19 protein-coding genes are annotated in these 24,803 nt (G+C 72.1%); 9 read left to right on the top strand and 10 right to left on the bottom strand.

What is annotated here, in order from left to right:
* Window positions 1-72: 72 nt before the first annotated feature.
* From ACFWPQ_RS14820 to ACFWPQ_RS14810, 3 genes are all read right to left on the bottom strand, one after another.
* Window positions 73-2,259 carry an RICIN domain-containing protein gene (locus ACFWPQ_RS14820; RefSeq protein WP_384033494.1) on the bottom strand — a complete coding sequence of 729 codons (2,187 nt, stop codon included), beginning with the start codon at window positions 2,257-2,259 and terminating at the stop codon, window positions 73-75.
* A 32-nt stretch (window positions 2,260-2,291) separates the two neighbouring features.
* Window positions 2,292-3,653, bottom strand: coding sequence for a ricin-type beta-trefoil lectin domain protein (locus ACFWPQ_RS14815; RefSeq protein WP_384033492.1), 1,362 nt, complete (start codon window positions 3,651-3,653; stop codon window positions 2,292-2,294).
* Window positions 3,654-3,847: 194 nt separating this feature from the next.
* Window positions 3,848-5,713, bottom strand: a complete 1,866-nt coding sequence (locus tag ACFWPQ_RS14810) for an ABC transporter ATP-binding protein (protein ID WP_384033801.1) — start codon at window positions 5,711-5,713, stop codon at window positions 3,848-3,850.
* Window positions 5,714-5,926: 213 nt separating this feature from the next.
* On the opposite strand from ACFWPQ_RS14810, the gene ACFWPQ_RS14805 reads away from it, so the two are divergent.
* Together ACFWPQ_RS14805 and ACFWPQ_RS14800 are read left to right on the top strand one after the other, a co-directional pair.
* Window positions 5,927-6,910, top strand: coding sequence for a YbhN family protein (locus ACFWPQ_RS14805; RefSeq protein WP_384033489.1), 984 nt, complete (start codon window positions 5,927-5,929; stop codon window positions 6,908-6,910).
* 46 nt (window positions 6,911-6,956) lie between these two features.
* Window positions 6,957-7,721 carry a crotonase/enoyl-CoA hydratase family protein gene (locus ACFWPQ_RS14800; protein WP_384033486.1) on the top strand — a complete coding sequence of 255 codons (765 nt, stop codon included), beginning with the start codon at window positions 6,957-6,959 and terminating at the stop codon, window positions 7,719-7,721.
* Here the strand turns inward: ACFWPQ_RS14800 and ACFWPQ_RS14795 are convergent.
* The 3 genes from ACFWPQ_RS14795 to ACFWPQ_RS14785 are packed head-to-tail and all read right to left on the bottom strand — an operon-like array spanning window position 7,708 to window position 11,665.
* The gene (locus ACFWPQ_RS14795) at window positions 7,708-8,784 is read right to left on the bottom strand and encodes an NAD(P)/FAD-dependent oxidoreductase (protein WP_384033483.1); all 1,077 of its coding nucleotides are present in this window, start codon (window positions 8,782-8,784) and stop codon (window positions 7,708-7,710) included. The genes ACFWPQ_RS14800 and ACFWPQ_RS14795 overlap by 14 nt on opposite strands.
* Window positions 8,781-10,163, bottom strand: coding sequence for an FAD-dependent oxidoreductase (locus tag ACFWPQ_RS14790; protein ID WP_384033480.1), 1,383 nt, complete (start codon window positions 10,161-10,163; stop codon window positions 8,781-8,783). The genes ACFWPQ_RS14795 and ACFWPQ_RS14790 overlap by 4 nt, the downstream gene beginning before the upstream one ends.
* The gene (locus ACFWPQ_RS14785) at window positions 10,160-11,665 is read right to left on the bottom strand and encodes an FGGY family carbohydrate kinase (protein WP_384033478.1); all 1,506 of its coding nucleotides are present in this window, start codon (window positions 11,663-11,665) and stop codon (window positions 10,160-10,162) included. The genes ACFWPQ_RS14790 and ACFWPQ_RS14785 overlap by 4 nt, the downstream gene beginning before the upstream one ends.
* 140 nt (window positions 11,666-11,805) lie before the next feature.
* Here ACFWPQ_RS14785 and ACFWPQ_RS14780 point away from each other — a divergent pair, with 140 nt between their 5' ends.
* The gene (locus ACFWPQ_RS14780) at window positions 11,806-12,882 is read left to right on the top strand and encodes a mechanosensitive ion channel family protein (RefSeq protein WP_384033475.1); all 1,077 of its coding nucleotides are present in this window, start codon (window positions 11,806-11,808) and stop codon (window positions 12,880-12,882) included.
* 17 nt (window positions 12,883-12,899) lie between these two features.
* Here the strand turns inward: ACFWPQ_RS14780 and ACFWPQ_RS14775 are convergent, their stop codons facing one another.
* Window positions 12,900-14,483, bottom strand: coding sequence for a M1 family metallopeptidase (locus ACFWPQ_RS14775; RefSeq protein ID WP_384033472.1), 1,584 nt, complete (start codon window positions 14,481-14,483; stop codon window positions 12,900-12,902).
* Between the two features lie 261 nt (window positions 14,484-14,744).
* On the opposite strand from ACFWPQ_RS14775, the gene ACFWPQ_RS14770 reads away from it, so the two are divergent.
* Complete coding sequence (locus ACFWPQ_RS14770) at window positions 14,745-16,961, top strand: NADP-dependent isocitrate dehydrogenase (RefSeq protein WP_384033469.1); 2,217 nt, start codon at window positions 14,745-14,747, stop codon at window positions 16,959-16,961.
* Window positions 16,962-17,039: 78 nt separating this feature from the next.
* On the opposite strand, the gene ACFWPQ_RS14765 is transcribed toward ACFWPQ_RS14770, so the two are convergent.
* Window positions 17,040-18,179 carry a DNA glycosylase AlkZ-like family protein gene (locus ACFWPQ_RS14765; protein ID WP_384033466.1) on the bottom strand — a complete coding sequence of 380 codons (1,140 nt, stop codon included), beginning with the start codon at window positions 18,177-18,179 and terminating at the stop codon, window positions 17,040-17,042.
* A gap of 163 nt (window positions 18,180-18,342) precedes the next feature.
* Entirely contained in the window at window positions 18,343-19,224 is an 882-nt protein-coding gene (locus tag ACFWPQ_RS14760) for an SDR family oxidoreductase (protein ID WP_384033463.1), read from the bottom strand.
* Between the two features lie 161 nt (window positions 19,225-19,385).
* Here ACFWPQ_RS14760 and ACFWPQ_RS14755 point away from each other — a divergent pair, with 161 nt between their 5' ends.
* Together ACFWPQ_RS14755 and ACFWPQ_RS14750 are read left to right on the top strand one after the other, a co-directional pair.
* A complete protein-coding gene (locus tag ACFWPQ_RS14755; RefSeq protein ID WP_384033460.1) occupies window positions 19,386-19,979 on the top strand; it encodes a TetR/AcrR family transcriptional regulator in 594 nt (197 codons plus the stop codon).
* Window positions 19,980-20,066: 87 nt separating this feature from the next.
* Window positions 20,067-20,405, top strand: coding sequence for a hypothetical protein (locus ACFWPQ_RS14750; protein WP_384033457.1), 339 nt, complete (start codon window positions 20,067-20,069; stop codon window positions 20,403-20,405).
* On the opposite strand, the gene ACFWPQ_RS14745 is transcribed toward ACFWPQ_RS14750, so the two are convergent.
* A complete protein-coding gene (locus ACFWPQ_RS14745; RefSeq protein WP_384033454.1) occupies window positions 20,379-20,906 on the bottom strand; it encodes a hypothetical protein in 528 nt (175 codons plus the stop codon). The genes ACFWPQ_RS14750 and ACFWPQ_RS14745 overlap by 27 nt on opposite strands.
* Before the next feature lie 465 nt (window positions 20,907-21,371).
* On the opposite strand from ACFWPQ_RS14745, the gene ACFWPQ_RS14740 reads away from it, so the two are divergent.
* The 3 genes from ACFWPQ_RS14740 to ACFWPQ_RS14730 all read left to right on the top strand — a co-directional run bounded on the left by ACFWPQ_RS14740 (window position 21,372) and on the right by ACFWPQ_RS14730 (window position 24,757).
* The gene (locus ACFWPQ_RS14740; protein WP_384033451.1) at window positions 21,372-22,736 is read left to right on the top strand and encodes a bifunctional o-acetylhomoserine/o-acetylserine sulfhydrylase; all 1,365 of its coding nucleotides are present in this window, start codon (window positions 21,372-21,374) and stop codon (window positions 22,734-22,736) included.
* Entirely contained in the window at window positions 22,733-23,890 is a 1,158-nt protein-coding gene (locus tag ACFWPQ_RS14735) for a homoserine O-acetyltransferase (RefSeq protein ID WP_384033798.1), read from the top strand. Before ACFWPQ_RS14740 ends, ACFWPQ_RS14735 begins: the two co-directional genes overlap by 4 nt.
* Window positions 23,891-23,965: 75 nt before the next feature.
* Window positions 23,966-24,757: an N-formylglutamate amidohydrolase gene (locus ACFWPQ_RS14730; RefSeq protein WP_384033448.1), complete on the top strand. Its 792-nt coding sequence runs from the start codon at window positions 23,966-23,968 to the stop codon at window positions 24,755-24,757.
* The last annotated feature ends 46 nt before the right edge of the window (window positions 24,758-24,803 follow it).

Here is a 24,803-nt window from a genome sequence, read left to right as displayed (position 1 = left end):
AAGACGTGACAGAAGGCGGGTGCCCCGGCGGAGATCCGCCGGGGCACCCGTTGTCCGCTCACCGGGCCACGGTCACGGATACGAGGTGAGGTTCGCGACGTTGGTCGACGAGTTCGACGGTCCTCCGCTGTTGTTGATGACGTGGGTGATGGTGCCGGTGCCGCCGAGGGAGACCGTCACCATGCTGGTGAACTTGACGTTCGAGTTGGTCGGCGCCTCGATCGCGTGATCGGCGACGACGCTCGAGTTGGTGCTGAAGTAGCAGTAGCTGCCGAGACCGTACGCCTGGTGGCTGGTGACCGAGTCGGCGACCTTGTAGGCCGCGTAGCCCTTGGTCGAACCGTTCATCCAGGACGACTGGTTCGGCGGGTCGTACGGCATCTCGTTCTGGTAGAAGTACGTCTTGCCGCCGTTGCCGTTCCAGATGGTCTGGTACTTCTGGAAGTGCTCGACGAACAGCCCGTACATCGTCACGTTGTCGCCGTTGACCACCAGGCCGGTGTCCGCGGTGTTGGTGGTCCAGCCGACGCCGGTGCCGTGGTCGGCGCGCCAGATCCACATGTGGTCGCCGATGACGTTGTCGCTGTTGACGACCAGGCTGGTGGTGGCCTTGCCGACGCCCGCGCCGCCGACGCGGAAGTACACGTCGTGCAGGGACGTCGGGTCGCTGGCGTGCGAGGCCGAGGAGCCGCTCGGGCCGACCTCCACCAGGGTGGAGGAGTTGGTGGTGCCGGCGTCGAAGAGCAGGCCCGCGATGTTGACGCCGTCGACGTCGGCGACCTTCATGGCGGTGATGCCGTTGTCCGGGACGAAGGTGGCGAGGCCGAGGCCGAGGACGACGGTGTCGGCGCGGTTGATCTGGAGGGTCTGGTCGAGGTGGTAGACACCCGGGGTGACCAGGAGGTTCTTGCCCGCCGTGAGGGCCGCGTTGATCTGCGACGCGGTGGCGCCCGGCTTGACGATGTAGAAGCTGTCCAGCGACAGCGACGAACCGGCCGCAGTGCCGGAACTCCAGCTGGTGCCGGAGGTGTTGGTGCGCGTGGACGGCACGAACACCTGGTAGTTGCCGGAGCCGTCGACGTACAGGAACGGCTTCTCACGGGTGGTCGGGCTCTGCGCGACCGTGGTGTCCGGCGGGCTCGGGAAGGTGGTGGACGGCACGCCCGTGCTGCCCACGAAGACCATGTTCCAGTTGGAGCCGGTCCAGCTGCCGAGCTGCGAGTTGCGGGTCAGCCACTGCTGTTGGGTACCGGAGTTGACCTGCCCGTTGATCTGGCTGTCGGCGATCAGGCCACCGCTGGACCAGCCGCCGTCGTCCAGCGCGAGGCCGCCGCGCAGGTGCACCCGGCGGTAGGCGGACGCCTGCGAGACCGCCCACCGGTCGCTGCCGCTGGTCGGGTTGACGGAGAGGTTCTCGGCACCGCGCCAGAAGTTCTGGGTGGCGTTGCCCGAGAACCAGTCGGCCTCGGCGTGCACCGCGCCGTTGATGGAGACCGCGTCGGGCGACAGGCCGAGGCCGAGGACCTGGGTGTAGAAGCCCACGTTCACGTCCGCGCTGTAGGCGCCGGGCTTGAACATGACGGCGTAGCGCTGGGAGCCGAACTGGTTGGTCTGCTGGGCCTGGAAGATCGAGTCCAGCTTGCTCTGGATGGTCGACGCGGACATCGACGGGTCGAAGACGACCACGTTGGAGCCGAGGTCCGGGTTGCTCGACTGGGTCACCGGGACGACCTGGAACCGCTGGGCCTGCGTGCCGTTGCAGGTGTACTGCACGAACTGCACGCTGTCGGCGGTCGAGGCGGAGGGGTCGTCGAGGCACTTGCCGCTGTTGCGGTTGACGAAGTGGTAGGCGCCGCCGCCGTCGTCGACCGGCAGCCACTGCTGGTTGGTGCCGCCGCCGTAGGTCCACATCTGGACGGCCGCGTTGTCGGCCGTGGAGACGCCGGTGACGTCCAGGACCTCGTTGGCGTTGTTGCCGTTGTTGATCCGGACGTAGCCGTCGCTGGTGGAGGTGAAACTCCACTGCTGGGCGGTGGTGTTGTTGCAGGTGTACTGCTGGACGACGGTGCCGTCGGCGGTGGCGGCCGCCTTGGCGTCCACGCACTTGCCGCTGGCCGCGTTGAGCAGGGTGGTGTTGCCGGTGGGCAGCGTGGCGGCGGACGCGGGCGAGGAGGCGCCCGCCGCGGTGAGCAGGGAGGCGGCGACGACGGCCACCGCTGCGGCGGCCGTCGATCTGCGGCGCCGGGGAAGGGAAGGCACTGGTTCTCCTTGAAGGCGGCTTGGGCAGGGGGTCAGCCGGTGTATCCGGCGAAGACGCGCGTGTAGTCCCAGTTGGACTGGCTCACGCCGGAGCAGCTGTCGGCGGAGCCGCCGGTGCAGGGCCGGTCGCGGTTGGCGGACCAGAAGGTGAGCCGGGCCAGGTGGTGCTGCTGGGCGTAGGCCAGGATGGTGCGGAAGTCGGCCACCGTGACGGTCTCGCTGTTGTCGGTGATGCCGTTCATCGACGAGATGCCCATGTCCCGGTAGGCGGTGTCGTCGCTGTAGCCGTACGCGTTCTTCAGCGCGTTCTTGAGCCCCTCGGCCGCCTGGGTGGTGAGGTTGCCCATGTTCTGGCCAGCGCCGCCGAAGTCGAACGGCATGATGGCCCAGGCGTCGACGGTCAGCCCGGAGGACGCGGCCCGGTTGATCAGGCTGGTGTCGGGGCCGCTCTGGCCGGTGCCGATGGTGATGTACACCTTCAGGCCGGAGTTGTTGGCCTTCACCGTCTTCAGCGCGTCCACGACCCGCTGCTGCACGGTGCCGTTGCTGTAGGCGTCGGCCTCCAGGTCGATGTCTATGGCTCTGAGCCCGCCATAGGCGTTGATGACCTTCTGGTAGGCCGCCGCCAGCTCGCTCGCGCTGGAGCAGGAGCTCTCCAGCTTGTTGCCGCTGTAGCCGCCGAAGGACGGGATGACGTCACCGCCGCCTGCGCGCACGGTGTTGACGGTGCTCTGGTCGACCCCGCCGGTCAGCGCCCGGCTGCCGTCCCACTGCGGGTTGCAGTAGCCGTTGCTGAGGACGAAGGCCAGCGTGTAGTACTTCACGCCGGTCGCGTTGGTGATCGTGGTCGGGCTCGGCGGGTCGCCCCAGCCGTTGTAGAGGTACGGCGCCACGGCCATCGGCGAGGACGGGGTGGTGCCGCCGTCGGCCGCCGGGGCGGTCCACTTCTGGTTGGCGGTGCCCGCGCAGGTCCAGATCTGTATCCGGGTGCCGTTGGCGGAGTTGTTGCCGGTGACGTCCATGCACTTGTTCGCCTGCGGATTGACGATGTCGTTCGCGGACGACACGGTCCACTGCTGGTTCGCACCGCCACTACAGGTCCACAGCTGCAGCTTGGCGCCGTCGGCGGTCGAATTGCCGGTCACGTCGAGACACTTGCCGAGGGCGCGGAGGGTGCCGTCGCTGCCGCGGGTCCACTGCTGGGCGGAGGTCCCGTTGCAGTCGTAGAGCTGGACGGCGGTGCCGTCGGCGGAGTTGGCGCCGGCGACGTCGAGGCACTTGCCGGCGAGGCCGGTGACGGTGCCGGTGGCGGCCTGTGCGGGAGCGGCGGTGAGCAGGCCTGCGGAGAGCGTCAGCGCGGCTATGGAGACAGCCGTGGGGAGGGTTCTGGCCATATGCGGGGGGTGGCCTTTCATGCGGGGGGTGGCAGCACGGTGTGGCCCAACACCCTTTGGTCAGGTGGGTGTTGGCTACACGCGTGAGACTTTGTTTAAGGCGTGAAGCTAAAGGTCCGGACCACAGTCGTCAAGTAGGGGAGCGCTCCCCTCCTCGACTCACAGGAAAACGTGACGGTGATGTGAACGCTCTGTCAGGGCGTCGTCACCTGTGTGAACTGTGTGCGGTGCAGTTCGGCGTATCGCCCGTCCGCCAGCAGGAGTTCGCCGTGGGTGCCGCGCTCCACGATCCGCCCGGCCTCGACCACCAGGATCTGGTCGGCGGACCGGACCGTGGACAGCCGGTGGGCGATGACGACGGCGGTGCGTCCCGCCAGCGCCTCGGCGAGGGCCTCCTGGACCGCCGCCTCGGAGGTGTTGTCGAGATGGGCGGTGGCCTCGTCGAGGATGACCACGCGCTGGCGGGCCAGCAGCAGCCGGGCGATGGTCATCCGCTGCCGCTCGCCGCCGGAGAGCCGGTAGCCGCGCTCGCCGACCACCGTGTCCAGGCCGTCGGGCAGCGACCGGACGACCTCGTCGAGGCGGGCGCGGGCGAGGGCGTCCCACAACTCCTCGTCCGTGGCCGAGGGCCGGGCGAGCAGCAGGTTGGCGCGGACGGTGTCGTGGAAGAGGTGGCCGTCCTGGGTGACCATGCCGAGGGTGGCCCGCAGCGAACCGGCGCTCAGGTCGCGGACGTCGTCGCCGCCGATGCGGACGGTGCCCTCGTCGACGTCGTACAGGCGCGGCAGCAGCTGGGCGATGGTGGACTTGCCGGCGCCGGAGGAGCCGACGAGGGCGACGGTCTGGCCGGGTTCGGCGCGGAACGAGATACCGTGCAGGACCTCGCTGCCGCCGCGCGAGTCGAGGACCGCGACCTCTTCGAGTGAGGCGAGGGAGACCTGGTCGGCGGCCGGGTAGGCGAAGCGGACGTCCTCGAACTCGACGGCCACCGGGCCCTCGGGGACCTCGCGGGCGTCCGGTTTCTCCTCGATCAGGGGCTTCAGGTCGAGGACTTCGAAGACCCGCTCGAAGCTGACCAGTGCGCTCATCACCTCGACGCGGGCGCCGGCGAGGGCGGTGAGCGGGGCGTAGAGGCGGGTCAGCAGCAGGGCCAGGGAGACCACCGCGCCCGGTTCCAGGGTGCCGCGCAGCGCGAACCAGCCGCCGAGGCCGTAGACCAGGGCGAGGGCGAGCGAGGAGACCAGGGTCAGCGCGGTCATGAACACCGACTGGGCGGTGGCCGTCCGCACGCCGATGTCCCGGACCCGGGCGGCTCGGGCGGTGAACTCCGCCGACTCCTCCTCGGGGCGGCCGAAGAGCTTGATCAGGGTGGCACCCGGCGCGGAGAACCGCTCGGTCATCCGGGTACCCATGTCCGCGTTGAGCGCGGCGGCCTCCCGCTGCATCCTGGCCATCCGGCCGCCCATCCGGCGGGCGGGCACCACGAACACCGGCAGCAGCACCAGCGCGAGCAGGGTGATCTGCCAGGACAGGGTCAGCATGACCGCGAGGGTGAGGACCAGCGTGACCAGGTTGCTCACCACACCGGAGAGCGTCCCGGCGAAGGCCCGCTGGGCGCCGATCACGTCGTTGTTGAGACGGCTGACCAGCGCTCCCGTACGGGTACGTGTGAAGAACGCGACGGGCATGCGCTGCACATGATCGAACACAGCCGTGCGCAGGTCGAGGATGAGGCCCTCCCCGAGCGCCGCCGAGAGCCGCCGCCCGAGCACCCCGAGCGCCGCCTCCACGAGCGCGACCAGCGCGATCAGCAGCGAAAGCCGTACGACAGTGCCGGTGTCGTGCCCCGACACGATGGCGTCGACGACATGGCCGGCGAGCACCGGGGTGGCGACGGCGAGCAGGGCGGTGACCACCCCGAGCAGGACGAAACGGACTATGCCGCCCCGGTACGGGCGGGCGAAGGCGGCGATGCGGCGCAGCGTGGCCCTGTCGAACGGGCGCCGCTCCTGCTGGGCGGTCATCACGCTGTGCAGCTGCATCCAGGCGGTGGTCTCCATACTCATGAGGGAGAAGGTAGGACCTCAAGCAACGTTGAGGTCAATGTCCGCGCGCCGTCCCCCCGTACGAAGGACCCGACGAGCCCTCCCCGAGCTCCGGCCGGCTCCGCGAAGCCCCAGGTGGGCCCTCCCCCTCAGCCGCTTCCCGGCCGTCATCCGGCGTCTCCTCTTCCGCCACCCGCAGTTGGGGCGGCGCGGAAAACCTCTCCCGATGTGACAGCGGTAAGAATCCCCGACTTCCGTGAGAGCCGTCTCCCCCGGCTCGCCCGCCGCATCCCCTGGCGGCACATCCTCACCCTGATTCCGCTCGTGCTGGTCGCGGGCATCGCGGTGCAGCACTGGCCGGTCCTCGTCGAGGGCTTCGGCCACCTGCGCGACGCCTCCTGGCCCTGGCTGCTGGCGGCCGGCGGTGCCACCTGCCTGACCTGGGTGGCCGCCGCCTTCACCCGGCAGGGTGCGGTCGTCCAGCCGCTGCCCCGCTGGCGGCTGCTGGCCACCCAGCTCGCGGCGGGCTCGGCCAACCACCTGCTGCCCACGGGTCTCGGCTCGGGCGCGGTCAACCTGCGGTTCATGACCGTGTGCGGGGTGCCGCTCGCCACCTCCTCCGCCGCGCTGGCCCTCTACCTGCTCGCCGAGTCGATCGCCCGGGTGGGCCTGATGGCCGTGTTCTTCGTCGCCTTCCCCGACGCGCTGCGGCTCGACGGCCTGCTCCCCGACGGGGACGTCGGACCGGTGCTCGCCGTCGCCGGCGCGCTGGTGGCCGTGGCGCTGGCCGCGCTGTTCCTCGTCCGGCGGGTGCGGGAGCCGGTGGTCCGCTTCGTGCGCAGCGCCCTGGGCGAGGCCCGCTCCGTGCACACGCGTCCGTCCCGGGCGCTGGCGCTGTGGGGCGGCTCGCTGGCCTTCCCCGCGCTCCAGGCGGCCGGTCTGGTGGCGGTGGGGCAGGCCCTGGGCCTCGACGTGCCGCCCGCGCACATGGCGCTGGCGTACCTGGCGGCCACGGTCGCCGTCGCCCTCATCCCCACGCCGGGCGGCCTGGGTTCGGTGGAGGCGGCGCTGATCGTGGCGCTGGTGGCGGCCGGCGGCCCGGTGGCGGTGGCCACGGCCGTCGTCCTCGCGTACCGGATCATCACCGTGTGGGTGCCGTTGCTGCCGGGAGCCCTGACACTGGGAGCGCTGGTACGACTCAAGGTCATCTGACGAAGGTCATCTGACGCGGGGTGGCCTTCCCCAGGGAGGGAAACGCATGCCGGTCCGCCTCGAACGCAAGGGTCATGTCACCACGGTCGTGCTCTCCCGGCCCGAGGTGCGCAACGCCGTGGACGGGCCGACGGCGGCCGGACTGGCCGCAGCCTTCCGGGAGTTCGAGGCGGACGACGAGGCCCGGGTGGCGGTGCTGTGGGGCGAGGGCGGCACGTTCTGCGCCGGCGCGGACCTCAAGGCGATGGCCGGCGAGCACCGCAACCGGGTGGCGGAGGACGGCGACGGCCCGATGGGCCCGACCCGGCTGCGCCTGTCCAAGCCGGTCATCGCGGCGATCGCCGGGCACGCGGTCGCCGGGGGCCTGGAGCTGGCCCTGTGGTGCGATCTGCGGGTCGCCGAGGAGGACGCGGTGTTCGGCGTCTTCTGCCGCCGCTGGGGCGTGCCCCTGATCGACGGCGGCACGGTACGGCTGCCCCGGCTGATCGGCACCGGCCGGGCGATGGACCTGATCCTCACCGGCCGCCCGGTCCCGGCCGCCGAGGCGTACGAGATGGGGCTGGCCAACCGGGTGGTCCCGACCGGAAGGTCCCGCGAGGCGGCCGAGGAACTGGCCGCGTCCCTCGCGGACTTCCCGCAGGCCTGCCTGCGCAGCGACCGGGCCTCGGTGCTGGACCAGGAGGGGCTGGAGGAGACGGCGGCGATGGGCGCCGAGATCCGTCACGGCATGGGCGTGCTGCTGGCAGGCCTGGAAGGGGCCGCGCGGTTCGCGTCGGGGGCGGGCCGGCACGGGTCCTTCACGGGCGACTGACCAGCCACTCCAGCACCGCCCGCGCCGCCTCGGCCCCCTCCCGGGTCGCGGTCCGGGCGTCCGCTCCCGGGTGCCGCAGGCCGCCGGCCGCGAAGACACCCGGGCGGTCGGTGTACGGCCCGTGGGCGAGGGCGATCCGGGCCCGCCGGGCGAGTTCGTCCTCGGCGGCGAAGTCCCCGGTGAGGACGACGGTGTCGCAGGCGAGAATGCCGGTACGGCCGTCGAGGTGCCGGATCCGCACGCCGGACAGCCGCCCGTGACCGAGGAGTTCGGTGACCGTGGTGCCGGTGAGCAGCGGGACGCGCGAGCGGAGCCGGGCGTCCAGGGCGCGGACGGATCCGGCGCGCGGCCGGTCGGTGACCATCGCGACCACCTCGGCGCCCGCCGCGCGCACGGTCCCGGCCGCCGCGTAGGACACGTCCTCGGCCCCCACCACCACCGCCCGCCGCCCGATCGGCTGCCGGTAGCGGTGCACCGCCTGCTGCAGCTCTCCTCCGGTGCAGACCCCGGCGGGCCGGGTGCCCGGGATCAGCCGTGCCGCGCGGGGGCGTTCGTAGGCGCCGGTGGCGAGGACCACCGCCCGTGCGGTGACCGTCTCCGGGCCGCGCACGCCGACGGTGGCGAGGCCCAGGCGCTCCGCTGGAATTGGCGCGCTGTGCCGTGTGTCGGCTGCGGCGCCGTCGTGGCTGGTCGCGCCCACGCGGCGGCAGCCGCACATCTCATCCAGCCCCGCGCCCCTTTGGGACGCTGCCGAACCGCAGCAGCCTGCGGCGGACCCGCTGGGCGGCCCGGCCCACTCCAGCACGGTGACCCCGGTGCGGACCACCGCTCCCGCCCGCGCGGCCGCCTCGACGAGCAGCCGGGCGTACCCCGGTCCCGTCAACGGCCGGGTCCAGGTGCCGAATCCGCCGTGGACGCAGTACCGCGGCACTCCCCCGGCCTCCGGTTCCCGCTCCAGCACCTCCACCCGGCCGGCTCCGGCGACGGCGAGCCGGGCGGCGGCCGCGAGCCCAGCGGGGCCGGCACCGACGACGAGGACGTCGACGTGGCGCTCCGTGGTCACGCTCCGCCCGCCTTCTCGAACAGCTCCCGGACCGTCGCCCCGCAGTGGAAGCCCTGGCAGCGGCCCGCCCCGGCCCGGGTGCGGCGGCGCAGGCCCGGCAGGCCGCGCGGCGGGATCGTGGCGGCGAGGGCGTCCCGGATCTCGCCGAGGGTGACGTGCTCGCAGTGGCAGACGATGGTGTCACCCCTCTGCTGGTAGGGGCGGGGGAAGGCGGCACCGAGGTTCGGCATGCGCACCGGTTCCAGGTCGACGGGGTTCCTCAGGTCCAGCCCCGCGTCCCCCAGCAGTCCGGTGGCGTGGGAGGCGATGGCGAGCGATGCGGTGAGGCCCGTGGAGCGGATGCCGCCGACGGTGACGTACGCCTGGCCGGGGTGGGCGGAGATGCGGTAGTCGTCGTGTTCGGTGGCGGCGCGCAGGCCGGCGTAGACGGCGGTGACCTCCTCGTCGAGGAGCGCGGGCAGGATCCGGCGGCCCTTCTCGCGGAGCAGTGCCAGTCCCTGCGCGGTGGACTGGGTGGCGGTCCTGTCGTCGAGGTCCTCGGCGGTCGGGCCGAGCAGGACGTTCCCGTAGACGGTGGGGGCGACCAGGACGCCCTTGCCGAGGGCGGTGGGGACCGGCAGCAGGATGTGCCGGACGAGGGTGCGGGCGAGCCGGTCGTAGACGATCAGCTGGCCGCGGCGCGGGGTGACGGTGAAGGCGTGGTGGCCGAGGAGGCGGTCGAGGGTGTCGGCGTGCAGACCGGCCGCGTTGACCAGGTGGCGGGTGTGGAGGGGGCCGCGTGAGGTGGTGAGGGTGTGCACGCCGTCGCGTCGGCTCGCCGCCGTGACGCGGGCATTGAGGTGGAGGTCGACGCCCCCTCGGACCGCCTGGGTGGCGTAGGCCAGGGTGGTGCTCCACGGGCAGACGATGCTCTCGCCGGGCACGTGCAGGGCGCCGAGGGCGCCGGGGCCGAGGTGGGGTTCGCGGGCGTACAGCTCGTCGGCGCCCAACTGCGCCGTGTCGTGGCAGTCGTTGCGTACGGCCTTGCGCGCGAGGTCCGGCAGGGCGGCCAGTTGCTCCCGGTCCCAGGCGACCAGCAGCGCGCCGACCGGCTCGACCGGGATGCCGGACTCGGCGGCGTACGCGGCGAGGAGGCGGGAGCCCTCGCGGACGAGGCGGGCCTCCAGGGTGCCGGGGGTGGCGTCGAAACCGGTGTGCAGGATGGCGGTGTTGGCCTTCGAGGTGCCCTGGCCGACGTCGTCCTGCGCCTCCACCAGGGCGATCCTGAGGTGCGGGTGGCGGGCGAGTTCGCGGGCGATCGCACTGCCGACGACCCCGGCGCCGACGACTGTCACGTCGTACGGGGCGGCGGGCGGCGGTCCCTCGGCGGTGACCGTCATGCGGGCGCTCCGGGACCGGGCCCGGAGTCGGATCCGGATCCGGGAACGGCCCCGGAGCCGGATCCTGAGCCGACTCCGGCCGGCTGCCCGTCGAGCAGGGTGGCGACGGCGGCCCGGAAGACGCCCAGGCGCTCGGCGGCCTCGGCGGCGGAGATGCGCGGCTCGTAGACGGCGGAGGGTCCGTCGTCCGGCAGGAAGTCGACCGGGTCGCTGCCGAGGTGGGCGAGCGCGCCCACGCCCAGGGCGGTGGCGTCGGGCAGCGTGGACACCTCGACGGGGCGTTGCAGCAGGTCGGCCTGGGTCTGCATGAGCAGGGCCGAGCGGGTCAGGCCGCCGTCGACGCGCAGCGCGGTCAGCGGGGTGCCGAGGTCGGTCCCGGCGGCTTCGGCGAGCTCCGCCACCTGGGCGGCGAGGCCCTCGCACAGGGCCCGCGCCAGATGTCCGGGGCCGGTGTCGAGGCCGAGACCGGTGAGGGAGCCGCGCAGGTCGCCGCGCCACCAGGGGGCGGCGAGCCCGGCCAGCGCGGGGACGAAGGTGACCCCGCCGGTGTCGGGGACGGTGCCGCCCACCCGGTCCAGGTCGGCGGGGCCCGAGATCACGCCGAGGTCGGTGAGCCAGCGCACCGCGGAGGCGGCGGTGTACACCTGGCCGTCCAGGCAGTAGCCGGGCTCTCCGGCCAGGCGCCAGGCGACACAGCTGACCAGTCCGGAGGTGCTGTGCCGGGGTGTGTCACCGGTGTGGGCGAGCAGGAAGGCCCCGGTGCCGTAGGTGCACTTGGCGCCGCCGGGCTCGGTGATGCGCTGGGCGAGGAGGGCGGCCTGCTGGTCCGTGGCGAGGCCGGTGAGCGGGATCTTCTCCCCGAACTCCTTTGTGGTGCCGACGAGTTGGGCGTTGTCGACGATCTCGGGAAGGCGTTCGGCGGACAGCCCGTAGAGGTCGAGGGCGCGGGAGGACCACTGCACCCGGTCCAGGTCGAGGAGGTGGGTACGGCCGGCGGTGGCGGCGTCGGTGACGTAGGCGCCGGTGAGCCGGTGGACCAGCCAGGCGTCGGTGGTGGTGACGACTCCCTCGGTGGTCAGGTGCCGGCGGATCCAGGCCATCTTGGGCGCGGCGAAGTAGGGGTCGAGCGGGAGGCCGGTGAGGGCGCGTAACTCCTCCGCGTGCTCCGCGAGTCCGGCGCACACGGACTCGGCCCGGCGGTCCTGCCAGACGATGGCGTCGGTGAGCGGACGCCCGGTGCCGGGGTCCCAGGCGAGGACGGTCTCGCCCTGGTTGGCCAGGCCGAGCGCGGTCACCGGTTCACCGGCCTCGGCGAGCGCCCGGCGGCCGGCGACGAGTACCGATTCGTAGAGCTCCAGGGGGTCGGCCTCCACCAGGCCACCGGGCAGGTGGCGGGTGCGTACGGCGACGAATCCGGTGCCGATGACGCCCCGTTCGGGGCAGATCACCAGGGCCTTGGTGCCGGACGTGCCCTGGTCGACCGCGAGCACCGGACCTGTCATCGAGCCTCCCCTGACGATCACTGCGCGACAGCCTGCCGCAGTGGTGAGGGGCAGCACAAGCGCACCCGGGTGCGGCCGGCACGAACCTCCGTGCGGATACGGCAGGATGAGCGGTTGCACATTCGAATGGGAGGTAACCGGTGAACCGAGCGCTCACCGTCGATGACCTGGTCCTGGCCGGAATCGCCCTGGCTGCGGGTCTGTTGCTGGCCTTTCTGTCGCGCGGGTTGCTGCGCTGGCTGGCCAAGCACGCGAAGCGGACCCGTTGGAGCGGTGACGACGTCGTCGTGGACGCGCTGCGCACGGTGGTCCCGTGGGCGGCGATCGCGGGCGGCGCGGCGGCCGCGGCGGCGGTGCTGCCGCTGACGAGGACGGTCCAGCACCACACCGACCAGTGCCTGAAGGTGCTGCTCATCTTCGCGGTGACGGTGTCGGCGGCGCGGGTGGTCGCCGGGCTGGTGCAGTCGGTCACCCAGTCCCGCTCCGGGGTCGCCGGTTCCGCCACGATCTTCGTGAACATCACCCGGGTGCTGGTCCTGGCGATCGGCTTCCTGGTGATGCTCCAGACGCTGGGCATCTCCATAGCGCCCCTGCTCACCGCCCTCGGCGTGGGCGGTCTCGCGGTCGCGCTGGCCCTGCAGGACACCCTGGCCAACCTCTTCGCGGGCGTCCACATCCTCGCCTCCAAGACCGTCCAGCCGGGTGACTACATCCAGCTGAGCAGTGGCGAGGAGGGCTACGTCGTGGACATCAACTGGCGCCAGACGACCGTCCGCCAGCTCTCCAACAACCTGGTGGTCATCCCCAACGGCCAGCTGGCGAAGACCAACATGACCAACTACACGCGTCCCGAGCAGCAGTTGACGGTCCTGGTGCAGGTGGGGGTGGGCTACGACAGCGACCTGGACCACGTCGAGCGGGTCACGCACGAGGTCATCGCGGAGACCATGACCGAGATCACCGGGGCGGTCCCGGAGCACGAGCCCGCCATCCGCTTCCACACCTTCGGGGACTCGCGGATCGGCTTCACGGTGATCCTGGGCGTCGGCGAGTTCAGCGACCAGTTCCGGATCAAGCACGAGTTCATCAAGCGCCTGCACCGCCGCTACCGCGAGGAGGGCATCCGCATCCCGGCTCCGGCGCGCACGGTGGCGCTCCAGCAGGGGGCCGTGGTGATCCCGCAGCAGCGCACCGCGGAAGTGCCGGTCACCGACTAGCCCCCTGCGGGCCGCGACTACAGCGTGGCCGAGTTCTCGTGGTGATGGCCGCCGCGCAGGCTGTGCGGGGTGGCCAGGGAGGAGGTCACCGGGGTGACCGTCCAGTCGGGGTGGCCGGGCATGCGCGGGGTCGTCGTGCCGTAGAGCCAGTCGCGGAGGAATCCCGACCGGTCCTGGCCGGTGACCTCGGTGGCCACCGCGATGTAGTCCTCCGTCGAGGCCGAACGGCGCCGGAAGCGGTCCAGGAAGGTGCGCTCGACCGTGTGGAAGGCGTCCTCGCCGACCAGCTCGCGGAAGGCGTACAGGACCAGGACGCCGCCGAGGTAGCGCTGGTTGTCGAAGAGGTTGACCTCGTTCGGGGCGGCGACCGGGCCGGAGTCGTGGCGCCACTGGTCGCCGCGGGCGTAGGTGTCCTTCATCCGGGCCTCCAGCGTGGTGAGGCCCAGCGAGTCCGGCCAGCCGCGTTCGTAGCGGTAGAGCAGCCCGTAGAAGTCGGCGTGGCCCTCGTTCAGCCAGAGGTCCGCCCAGGTGGCGGGGGAGACCAGGTTGCCGAAGTACGAGTGGACCAGCTCGTGCATCATGTGCGAGCCGATCTTCGGCTCCGCCTGGAGCAGGAAGTTCGGCTTGTAGAGGGTGAGGGTCTGCGTCTCCAGCCCTGTGAAGTCGAAGGCGTTCGAGGCGTCGGAGTTGCAGGGCAGCAGGCCGTACGTCTCGAACGGGAAGGCGATCCCGAGCCGGTCCTCCAGCCAGGCCACCTGGCCCGGGGTGAGGGCCAGCGCCGGCTCCAGGGCGGCGGCGCGGGCCGTGGGCACGACATCCCGCAGCCGCAGGCCGTGCGGGCCCGGCCGGTCCTTGATCACGTAGTCGCCGACGGTGATCTGGACGAGTTCGGTCGCGATCGGGGAGCGGGAGCGGTACGCGTACGCCGTCCGGTCGCCGGGGAGGTTCTCCACGCAGGTGAGCAGCCCGTTCGCGACGCCGCGCAGACCGCTCGGGACGGTGATGCGGAAGGTGAAGTCCGCCTTGTCCGAGGGGTGGTCGTTGCACGGGAACACGGTGTGCGCGGAGTTCGGCTGCGGGCAGATCGCGAAGCCGTCCGGGGTGGGCACCCAGGCGGTGTGCGGCAGGGTGCGGCGCGGGTCGGCCGTGTAGGTCACGCACACGGTGACGTCGTCCCGCTCGCGCAGCGGCCGGGCGGGGGTGATCCGCAGCTTCTCCTCCGCCTGTTCGAAGGCGGCGTCGCAGCCGTCGACACGCACCGCGGATATGTCGAGGCCGAGGGCGTCCAGGGAGAAGCGGGACAGGTCCTGGGTGGTGCGGATGCGCAGGGTCGCGGTGGCGCCGACCAGCAGGGTCGTGGCGTCGTACGCGAGGTCGAGGTCGTAGGCGAGGACCCGGTAGCCGTCGTTGCCGAGGGCCGGGTAGACGGGGTCGCCGAGGGTCTCCGGGCCGGGGGCCGGTGTGCTGCTCCCGGCCCTCGCGGCGCCGCTTTTCTCCCCCGCGGAGAAGGGACGCGCGAGGGCCGGGGTCCCCGTGGCCAGGGCGGTCGCCGTGCCGAGCAGGGCGACCGCAGGGGCCGTCACTCTGGTGCGATTTCTCATGGTCCGCTTTCGCTCGGGCGGGCCGGGTGGTCGGTCCGGCCGCCGGGTCGGTCGTGGCTCGTGTGATGGCTCACGTGGTGGCTCGTGTGATGGCTCATGTGGTGGCTCGTTTGTCATGACCACCCTTTTGACCGATCCGGTTGCCCGTCGTATGACAACCGGACAACCGGATCTTCCGAGTCGCGGACCCCTGTCGAGCATGGGTCGATCACGAGATATCTTGATGTCGAGCAATGTTGCAGACGTGGAGCGGAGCACCCGGTGACTGACTCGACCATCATCTACACCTACACAGACGAGGCCCCGGCCCTCGCGACGCACTCGTTCCTGCCGGTGATCCAGGCGTATGCCTCGCAGGCCGGTGTCGCCGTGGAGACCCGCGACATCTCGCTGGCCGGCCGCATCATCGCCCACTTCCCGGAGTACCTGAACGAGGACCAGCGCATCCCGGACGCGCTCGCCGAGCTGGGCGACCTGGCCAAGACGCCCGAGGCCAACATCGTCAAGCTGCCGAACATCTCGGCCTCGATCCCGCAGCTGAAGGCCGCCGTCGCCGAGCTCCAGGGCAAGGGCTACGCGCTGCCGGACTACCCGGACGACCCCAAGTCCGACGAGGAGCGCGACATCCGCGCCCGCTACGACAAGGTCAAGGGCTCCGCCGTGAACCCGGTCCTGCGTGAGGGCAACTCGGACCGCCGCGCCCCCGCCTCGGTCAAGAACTACGCCAAGACCCACCCGCACCGCATGGGCGCCTGGACCCCCGAGTCCAAGACCAACGTGGCGACCATGGGCGAGAACGACTTCCGCTCCACCGAGAAGTCCGCGGTGATCTCCGAGGCCGGCGCGCTGAAGATCGAGCTGGTCGCCGAGGACGGCACCACCACCGTCCTCCGGGAGTCCGTACCGGTCCTGGCGGGCGAGGTCGTCGACGCCTCCGTGCTGCACGTCGCGCAGCTCAACGACTTCCTGGCCGCGCAGGTCGCCCGCGCCAAGCAGGAGGGCGTCCTGTTCTCCGTGCACCTGAAGGCCACGATGATGAAGGTCTCCGACCCGATCATCTTCGGTCACGTGGTGCGCGTCTTCTTCCCGAAGACGTTCGCGAAGTACGGCGAGACGCTCAAGGCGGCCGGTCTGTCCCCGAACGACGGTCTGGGCGGCATCCTCAAGGGCCTGGAGAACCTGCCCGAGGGCGCCGAGATCAAGGCCTCCTTCGACGCCGAGATCTCCGAGGGCCCGGCCCTCGCCATGGTCGACTCCGACAAGGGCATCACCAACCTGCACGTGCCGTCGGACGTCATCGTCGACGCCTCGATGCCGGCCATGATCCGCACCTCCGGCCACATGTGGGGCCCGGACGGCCAGGAGGCCGACACCCTCGCGGTGATCCCGGACTCCTCCTACGCCGGTGTCTACCAGGCCGTGATCGAGGACTGCCGGGCCAACGGCGCCTTCGACCCGTCCACCATGGGCTCGGTCCCGAACGTGGGCCTGATGGCGCAGAAGGCCGAGGAGTACGGCTCCCACGACAAGACCTTCGAGATCGCCACCGCCGGCACGGTCCGCCTGGTCGACGCGGCCGGCAACGTCGTGATCGAGCAGCCGGTCGCCGCCGGTGACATCTTCCGCGCCTGCCAGACCAAGGACGCGCCGATCAAGGACTGGGTGAAGCTGGCCGTCAGCCGCGCCCGCGCCACCGGCGACCCGGCCGTCTTCTGGCTGGACGAGGGCCGCGCCCACGACGCGCAGCTGATCGCCAAGGTCGAGCAGTACCTGGCGGAGCACGACACCGAGGGCCTGGACATCCGGATCCTCTCCCCCGTCGAGGCCACCAAGCTGTCCGTGGAGCGCATCCGCCGCGGCGAGAACACCATCTCCGTCACCGGCAACGTGCTCCGTGACTACCTGACCGACCTGTTCCCGATCCTGGAGCTGGGCACCAGCGCCAAGATGCTGTCGGTCGTCCCGCTGATGGCGGGCGGCGGTCTGTTCGAGACGGGCGCCGGCGGCTCCGCGCCGAAGCACGTGCAGCAGCTGGTCAAGGAGAACTACCTGCGCTGGGACTCCCTCGGCGAGTTCTTCGCCCTGGTGCCGTCCTTCGAGCAGTACGCCGACTTCACCGGCAACGCCCGCGCCAAGGTCCTCGCCGACACCCTCGACCGCGCCACGGCGACCTTCCTCAACGAGGACAAGTCCCCGACCCGTCGCGTCGGCGGCATCGACAACCGCGGCAGCCACTTCTACCTGTCCCTGTACTGGGCGCAGGAGCTGGCCCAGCAGACCGACGACGCCGACCTGGCCAAGGCGTTCGCGCCGTTCGCCGAGTCGCTCGCCGCCGACGAGCAGAAGATCGTCGACGAACTGCTCGCCGTGCAGGGCTCCCCGGCCGACATCGGCGGCTACTACCAGCCCGAGAAGGCCAAGGCGGACGCGGTCATGCGCCCGTCGGCCACCTGGAACGCGGCGCTGGCGGCGCTCTGAGCGACGCCGACGCCCCGTTTCGAAGGCTCCGCCCCGGCAGGCACCCCGCCTACCGGGGCGGAGCCCTGTCCGGCCCGGTCAGCCGGGCAGCACCGGCTCCGGCTCCAGCTCCAGCTCCAGCTCCAGCTCCAGCTCCAGCTCCAGCCAGCTCGCCAGGTCCTCGATCTCCCGGCCGATCCCGGCGCTCATGTCCTTGGTGAACGGCACGTCCTGGTGGACGGCGTCGACCCGCAGCCGCCCGGCGGTCCGGTCGGCGGTGGCGTCGAGCTTTCCGACCAGCCGGTCGCCGTACAGGATCGGCAGCGCGAAGTACCCCCAGCGGCGCTTTGCGGCGGGCTTGTACATCTCCAGCTGGTACTCGTACTCGAACAGCTCGGTGGTGCGCTTGCGGTCGTGGACGAGCCGGTCGAAGGGGGACAGGAGCGCCGCGCGTCCTTCGAAGGGAAGGCCCAACTGGGCCGGATCGACCCGCCAGGTGCCCCGCACGCCCTCGACGACGGCGGGCTCGCCCGCCTCGCCGACGCCCACCGGTTCGACCGGGCTCTCCGGGCCGCGGGCGCGGGCGATGCCGAGGGCGCGCAGCCGACGCTCGTCGCGGATGCGCAGGGCCTCCTCGACCGGGACCGACGGTATGCCGGGGTAGACGCGGTCGGCGAGGTCCCAGAGCCGGTCGCCGCCGGTGCGTCCGGCGACGGCGACCTCGCCGCGCTGCACCATCAGTTCCAGGAGTTTGGTGACGTTGCGGTTGTTGCTCCAGCCGCTCGACCGCCACGGCTCGGCGCAGGTGTCCGGCAGGGCCCGTGAGGGCAGCGGACCCTCGGCGCCGAGCCGCGCGAGGATGTCCCGGCGGCACGCGTCGTTGGCCGCCACCCACGTCCGGTGGTACTCCCGCCAGGACGGCGGTGTCCCGCGCTCGGGCCACTCGGCCATCTCGGCGCGGTAGAGCGCGAGATCCTCGCCGGGACGGATCATCGCCTGCAGCTCCAGCAGCGTCCGCTTCTCCAGTTCCGCGGTCAACCCGGCCGGTGTGTACGACGATCCGAGCCTGCTCCACGCCACGAGGTCGGCGTTGGGCGCGACGGCGGCGGTCGGGTCGATCTGCAGCAGGGTCAGCCCGCGCACCACGTCGAGCAGGCCGTCCGGCCGGGTGGCGTCGAGGAGTTGAGCCCGGACGGCGATACGACGGGCGTCGGCACGCGAGAGCTGGTGGGCGGTCATGGTGGCGAGACTAGACGCAGGGTCTGACAGTGAGGATGCGCGCCGCATCGCTCGGGGTTCGGTTCGGGGGTCCTGCTCCGGGTCCGGCTCCGGGTCCGGCTCCGGGTCCGGGTCCGGCTCCGGGTCCGGCTCCGGGTCCGGCCGGCGCTTCGGCCCGGGTTGGTCAGATGAAGTAGTGGCCTTGTTCGATGTCCTCGACGAGGCCGGCGTGGGTGGGCTTCCAGCCCAGGAGCTCCTGGGTGAGGGCGCTGGAGGCGGGCATGTCGGTGCCGAGCACGTACACGTGCATGCCCTGGTACTCCGCGGCGGGCAGCGACCTGGCCGGCAGGTTCAACTGCCGGCCGATGGCCTCGGCGATCTCGCGGACGGGCACGCCCTCGTCGCCGACGGCGTTGAGCACCGCACCGGCGGGCGCCCGCTCGACGGCCAGCCGGTAGAGGCTCGCGGCGTCCTTCACGTGGACCGCGGGCCAACGGCTGCTCCCGTCCCCGATGTAGCCGGAGACGCCCTTGGCGCGGGCCATGGCGATGAGCTGGGGGACGAAGCCGTGACGTTCCCCCTCGCCGTGCACCGAGCGGGGCAGCATGACCAGGCAGGAGCGAACGCCCCTGTCCGCGGCGGCCAGCCCGGCCCGCATGGTGGTGATGCGGGCCGCGATCGGCCCGGCGGGGACGAGTTCGTCGCGTTCGGTCGCGGGCCGCCCGGGCCTGACGAGCGTTGCGCCGGAGATCACCAGGGGCTTGCCGGAGCCGGCGAGGGCGGCGGCGAACGTCTCGACGGCCCTCGCGTCGGTCCGCGTCGCGGCCTCGGTCACGCTGGGCACGACGAAGGCCAGATGGATGACGCCGTCGCTGTCGAGGGCACCGGCGCGCAGCACCTCGATGTCGTTCAGGTCGCCGCGCACCACCTCGGCGCCCATGTCGGCGACGGCTCGGGCGGCGGTGTCCGAGCGGGCCAGGCCGAGGACCTGGTGGCCGGCGCCGATGAGTTCGGGGACGACGGCCGAGCCGATCCAGCCGGAGGCACCGGTGACGAAGATGCGCATGGAGATTCTCCTTGGTCGTGCCTGTGTGAGGAGGATGCGCGGCGCACACGCCGCGGCCGGAACGCTGATGCGATCCGGTCGCATCAACACTAAACGAGGATGCGACTGCGTCGCATCACATCCAGGCGATGCGACCCCGTCGCCTCGCCTATGCTGTGCCGGTGAGCAGATGGGCACCGGACGCGCGTGAGCGCTTGGAGACCGCCGCGCTGGACCTGTTCGTGGAGAACGGGTACGAGGAGACGACCGTCGCGCAGATCGCGGATCGCGCCGGCCTCAACCGCGCCACGTTCTTCCGGCACTTCGCCGACAAGCGGGAGGTCCTGTTCGGCGGTGAGGAGACGCTGGCCGGGCTGTTCGGCGACGCCATCCGCGGCGCCTCGCCGGATGCGACGCCCGCCGAGTGCCTGCAGGCCGCCTTCACGGCCGCCGAGGCCACGATGACCCCGCAGCAGCGCGCCAAGGCCGCCCAGCGCGTGCGAGTAGCCGCGGCGAACAACGAAGTGCAGGAGCGGGGGCTGCTCAAGCACGCCAGGATCGCCGCGTCGATCAGCACCGCCCTGCGCGCACGCGGCACGGACGAGCTGACCGCCCGGCTGGGGGCGGAAGTGGGGATGCTCGCCTTCAGAATCGCCGTCGAGCGCTGGCTGACGTCGGACGCCGGCGAACCGTTCGCGCACCATGCCGTAGCGGCCTTGAACGAACTGCGGACACGCGCGGCCGAGCTCGACTCCCGGCCTCACCCTTCAGCCTGACGTCGCACCCGTTCCGGACCGGCCCCGATCAGCAAGATCAGGTTCTGGTCCCGAGCGCCGGCTGTGGAGTTGAATCGGCTGATGGACATGTCCTCGCGAGAGATCCGCGTACCCCTCGCCGAAGTCGTCGCAGTGCTGCGGGACCTGAACGAGTTCGTCGTTTCCCTGGACCGGCTCGGATCCCGCCAGGCGTCGGGAACCGCCGACGAGCACACCGTCGGCAGATTCATCGCCGACCGGGATGTCGCTCGGCGACTGGCCCGGGCCCGACACGTCCTCGGCGTCGCACTGGACGCACAACTGAGCGCGGAGGAGAGCGCCGAGATCGACGCCCTGTGCGACCGGGGCCACTTCTACGGCACGGACAGCGCCCTCAGCGCCCCGCCGCCCGGAGCGGAGTCACCCCGGCGTCACGATCCGCGGTGAGGAATAGAGGAACTGGTCCTTGCCCAGGGGTTGTGCCACGACCTGGCCACGCCACAGGAGTACGCCGTGGCGCCGCTCCCAGAAGAACGCGTACACGCCCTTGACGATCCGCTCCGGCACGAGGAAGACCACCGCGAAACCGATGGCCGCGAGACCCCAGACCAGGCCGAAAACCAGGGACATCAGTCCGATGAGAACAACAAAGGCTCCGTCGAAGCTGCGGCGCAGGGACTCGCGCGGGGTGGGGAGTATCGCCTCGGGGTCGGCCAGGGGCACTGCGCTCTCGAAATCGCGCTTCTCTCCGCCCAGCCACCGTGACCGGGTCGAAACCGCCAGCAGGCTGAAGAACACGCTGCACCCTGCCAAGTACAGCAAGATGGCCACGAAGTTGCTGTCGTCCTGCGGCAGCCCGCGCACGCCGAACACCACAGGCGCGGTCACGGCCAGGGCGGCCCCCGCCTCCACGACGGTTATCAACTGATGGTGAACGTAACGCACCACGGCATTCCCCCTCCGTACGCGCCCGGCCGGGACGGACGCAGCATTCACTATCCACGCCATGCGCGCCTCGGCAAGCCGCCCGCCCCGTCGGCTCGATACCGACACCGGCCGTGTGCTGCCCGTTCGCACGGCATTGGCGGAATCGTGGAGTCTGCGTCAGGCCCCTGGGACACCCGGGCGCGCGGCATGACGCGTGTATGTCGTTCGTGAAGTCTGCGTGTCACGCGTGGCGCGTGGCTGGTCCGCCGTGAGGCGCTGTGGTTCGCTCGAACCATGACGGTGCTTGTGACCCGACGTCATGTCGACCACGCGCGTGTCACCACCACAGGGTGTCGCGCCGAGAGCTGACGCCCCGCTCCGGCCCTTTCCGCACACTGCCCGTCCCTCCCCCCCGTTCTGACCTGTTCTGCCGACGCGTGCCCGTACGCGCACGCCGTCATGCCTTCCCGCACGAGGAGCAGCACCATGAGCCAGCCCATCGACTCCGTCACCGCCGGTCACACACCCGAGGAGGCGCCCGCCGGGCCCGACACCTCGGCCTGGTCGTTCGAGACCCGGCAGATCCACGCCGGGGCCGCGCCGGACCCGACGACCGGTGCCCGGGCGACGCCGATCTACCAGACGACGTCGTTCGTGTTCCGGGACACCCAGCACGCCGCCGACCTGTTCTCGCTCGCCGAGCCCGGCAACATCTACACCCGCATCCACAACCCCACCCAGGACGTCTTCGAGCAGCGGATCGCCGCCCTGGAGGGCGGGGTCGCGGCGGTCGCGCTGGCGTCCGGGCAGGCCGCCGAGACGCTCGCGATCCTGACGCTGGCCGGCGCGGGCGACCACATCGTCTCGAGCACGTCGCTGTACGGCGGCACCTACAACCTGTTCCGGCACACGCTGCCGAAGTTCGGCATCGAGGTGTCCTTCGTCGACGACCCCGACGACGCCGAGGCCTGGCGGGCGGCCGTCCGCCCGAACACCAAGGCGCTGTTCGCGGAGACCCTGGGCAACCCGCGCGGCAACGTGCTGGACGTCCGCGCGGTCGCGGACGTGGCGCACGCGGCGGGCGTGCCGCTGATCGTGGACAACACGGTCCCGACTCCCTATCTGCTGCGGCCCCTTGAGCACGGTGCGGACATCGTCGTCCACTCGGCGACCAAGTTCCTCGGCGGGCACGGCACGGCGATCGCGGGCGTGGTCGTCGACGGCGGCAGCTTCGACTTCGGCGCGCACTCCGACCGCTTCCCCGACTTCACCGAGCCCGACCCCAGCTACCACGGTCTGCGCTACTGGCCGGCGCTCGGCCCGGGCGCGTTCGCCATCAAGCTGCGGGTGCAGCTCCTGCGCGACCTCGGCCCGGCGCTCTCCCCGCACTCGGCGTTCCTGCTGCTGCAGGGCGTGGAGACGCTGAGTCTGCGGCTGGAGCGGCACTCGGCCAACGCGCAGGCGCTGGCCGAGTGGCTGGAGCAGCGCGACGAGGTCGCCGCCGTCCACTATCCGGGCCTGCCGTCCAGCCGCTGGTACGAGGCGGGGCAGAAGTACCTCCCGCGCGGCGCCGGCGCGATCGTCTCCTTCGAGCTGCGGGACGGGATCGAGGCGGGCAAGCGGTTCGTGGACGCGGTCGAGCTCTTCAGCCACCTCGCCAACATCGGTGACGTCCGCAGCCTGATCATCCACCCGGCGTCCACCACCCACAGCCAGCTGGACGAGGAGCAGCTGGCGGCGACCGGGACCGCGCCGGGTCTGGTGCGGCTGTCGGTCGGCATCGAGAACCTCGCCGATCTCCGGGCCGACCTGGAGGCCGGGTTCCGCGCGGCCAAGGGCGCGGCGTCCTGAACGCCGTACCGCATCCCGAGGTTCCGGTTTCCCTCCCCCTTCCGCCGGTCCGCGGGGCCTGGCGGGACGGGGATCCGCCGGGCCGCCGGCGGTGGTACGCGGCGGAGAAGCCGCTGCCGCTGGAGGCCGGCGGTGGACTTCCCGGCGTGCGGCTGGCGTTCGAGACCTGGGGGCGGCTCGCCCCGGACGCCGGCAACGCCGTGCTCGTGCTGCACGCGCTCACGGGGGACAGCCATGTCGCCGGGCCCGCCGGTCCGGGGCATCCGACCCCGGGCTGGTGGGAGGGCGTGATCGGGCCGGGGCTCGCGCTGGACACCGACCGCTGGTTCGTCGTCGCCCCGAACGTCCTGGGCGGCTGCCAGGGCAGCACCGGACCGGCCGCGGAGCGAGCCGACGGGCGCGGATACTGGGGCGGTGCGTTCCCCTTCCTGACCCAGCGCGACCAGGTCGCCGCCGAGGCCGGGCTGGCCGACGCCCTGGGCATCGGGCGGTGGGCGCTGGTCGTCGGCGGCTCGATGGGCGGGATGCGGGCCGTGGAGTGGGCGGTGTCGTACCCGGAGCGGGTGGCGGCCCTGCTGCTGCTCGCCACGACGGCGGCGGCGAGCGCGGAGCAGATCGCGTGGTCGGCCGTCCAGCTCACCGCGATCCGCACCGACCCCCACTGGCAGGGAGGCGACTACCACGGCACCGGACGCGCCCCGCACACCGGCCTGGGCCTGGCCCGCCGGATCGCCCATGTCACCTACCGCAGCGAACCCGAGCTGGCGATCCGCTTCGGCCGGACCCCGCAGAACACCGAGAACCCCTTCGACGGCGGCCGCTACCAGGTCGAGTCCTACCTCGATCATCACGCCGCCAAGCTGGTACGGCGGTTCGACGCGGGCAGTTACGTGGTGCTGTCGGAGGCGATGAACGCCCATGACGTCGGCCGCGACCGGGGCGGGGTGCGCGCGGCCCTCGGCCGGGTCACGGCCCGCGCCCTGGTGGCGGGCGTGGACTCCGACCGCCTCTATCCCCCGGCCCAGCAGGCCGAGTTGGCGGCGCTGATCCCGGCCGCGGACCGGCTCCGGGTGATCGAGTCGCCGTACGGCCACGACGGCTTCCTGATCGAGACGGAACAGGTGGGCGCGCTGGTGCGGGAGCTGCTCGGCTGAGGGCTCACCGTCTCCGTCGTCGATGTGACACCGTGATCCCGCACCCCGCCACCGCACACACCCCGGGAGCCGCCCGTGTCCCAGCCGTCGTACGCACTCCTGTCCGGCGCCGCCGAGTCGCCCGTGATCCTGCACGTGCCGCACTCGGCGCGGGCGATCCCGGCCGGGGTACGGGCCGGGATCGTGCTCGACGACGCCGCGCTGGAGCGGGAGCTGGACCACATCACGGACGCCCACACGGCGGAGCTCGCGGAGGCGGCGGCCGCGCTGGCCGGGGTGACTCCTTGGCGGTTCGTCAACCGGCTGTCCCGGCTGGTCGTCGATCCCGAGCGGTTCCCGGACGAGCGGGAGGAGATGCTCGCCGTCGGGATGGGGGCCGTGTACACGCGGACCACGCACCGGGGTGTGCTGCGGGACGAGTCGTGCGACCACGGGCCGTTGGTCGAGCGGTACTTCCGGCCGTACGCCCGGGCGATGACGGAGGCCGTCGCCGGGCGGCTGGCCGCGACCGGGCGGGCCGTGGTGATCGACGTGCACTCCTATCCGAGCCGTCCGCTGCCCTACGAACTGCACGGGGCGGGGCCGCGGCCGCCGGTCTGCCTGGGCACGGACGCCTTCCACACCCCGGCCGGGCTGACGGAGGCGGCCCGCGAGGCCTTCGCGGGGTGCGGGGAGACGGGGCTGGACAGCCCGTTCGCCGGGACCTATGTGCCGCTGGAGTTCTACGGGACGGACGCGCGGGTCGGTGCGCTCATGGTGGAGATCCGGCGGGACCTCTACATGACCGAGCCCGGCGGTCCGGCGGGCCCGGGCGCGGACCGGCTCGCCGCCGCCCTAGCCGCGCTCGTGGACGCCGCCGGCCGCTGACCCTCCGGCTGGAGCATTCCCGCAGGACACGGGGTGGGGGCCGTAC

This window comes from Streptomyces sp. NPDC058464, assembly GCF_042721035.1.
Taxonomy (GTDB): Bacteria; Actinomycetota; Actinomycetes; order Streptomycetales; family Streptomycetaceae; genus Streptomyces.
Note: the sequence above shows the minus strand (reverse complement) of the source record. Positions and strands in the feature narration are given on the sequence as shown.

What these genes read in the sequence shown, in the direction of transcription:
- ACFWPQ_RS14775 (WP_384033472.1), bottom strand. Translation starts at nt 14,483, where the DNA reads ATGAGAAATCGCACCAGAGTGACGGCCCCTGCGGTCGCCCTGCTCGGC.
- ACFWPQ_RS14750 (WP_384033457.1), top strand. Translation starts at nt 20,067, where the DNA reads ATGTCCTCGCGAGAGATCCGCGTACCCCTCGCCGAAGTCGTCGCAGTG.
- ACFWPQ_RS14765 (WP_384033466.1), bottom strand. Translation starts at nt 18,179, where the DNA reads ATGACCGCCCACCAGCTCTCGCGTGCCGACGCCCGTCGTATCGCCGTC.
- ACFWPQ_RS14800 (WP_384033486.1), top strand. Translation starts at nt 6,957, where the DNA reads ATGCCGGTCCGCCTCGAACGCAAGGGTCATGTCACCACGGTCGTGCTC.
- ACFWPQ_RS14810 (WP_384033801.1), bottom strand. Translation starts at nt 5,713, where the DNA reads ATGGAGACCACCGCCTGGATGCAGCTGCACAGCGTGATGACCGCCCAG.
- ACFWPQ_RS14740 (WP_384033451.1), top strand. Translation starts at nt 21,372, where the DNA reads ATGAGCCAGCCCATCGACTCCGTCACCGCCGGTCACACACCCGAGGAG.
- ACFWPQ_RS14760 (WP_384033463.1), bottom strand. Translation starts at nt 19,224, where the DNA reads ATGCGCATCTTCGTCACCGGTGCCTCCGGCTGGATCGGCTCGGCCGTC.
- ACFWPQ_RS14790 (WP_384033480.1), bottom strand. Translation starts at nt 10,163, where the DNA reads ATGACGGTCACCGCCGAGGGACCGCCGCCCGCCGCCCCGTACGACGTG.
- ACFWPQ_RS14815 (WP_384033492.1), bottom strand. Translation starts at nt 3,653, where the DNA reads ATGGCCAGAACCCTCCCCACGGCTGTCTCCATAGCCGCGCTGACGCTC.
- ACFWPQ_RS14785 (WP_384033478.1), bottom strand. Translation starts at nt 11,665, where the DNA reads ATGACAGGTCCGGTGCTCGCGGTCGACCAGGGCACGTCCGGCACCAAG.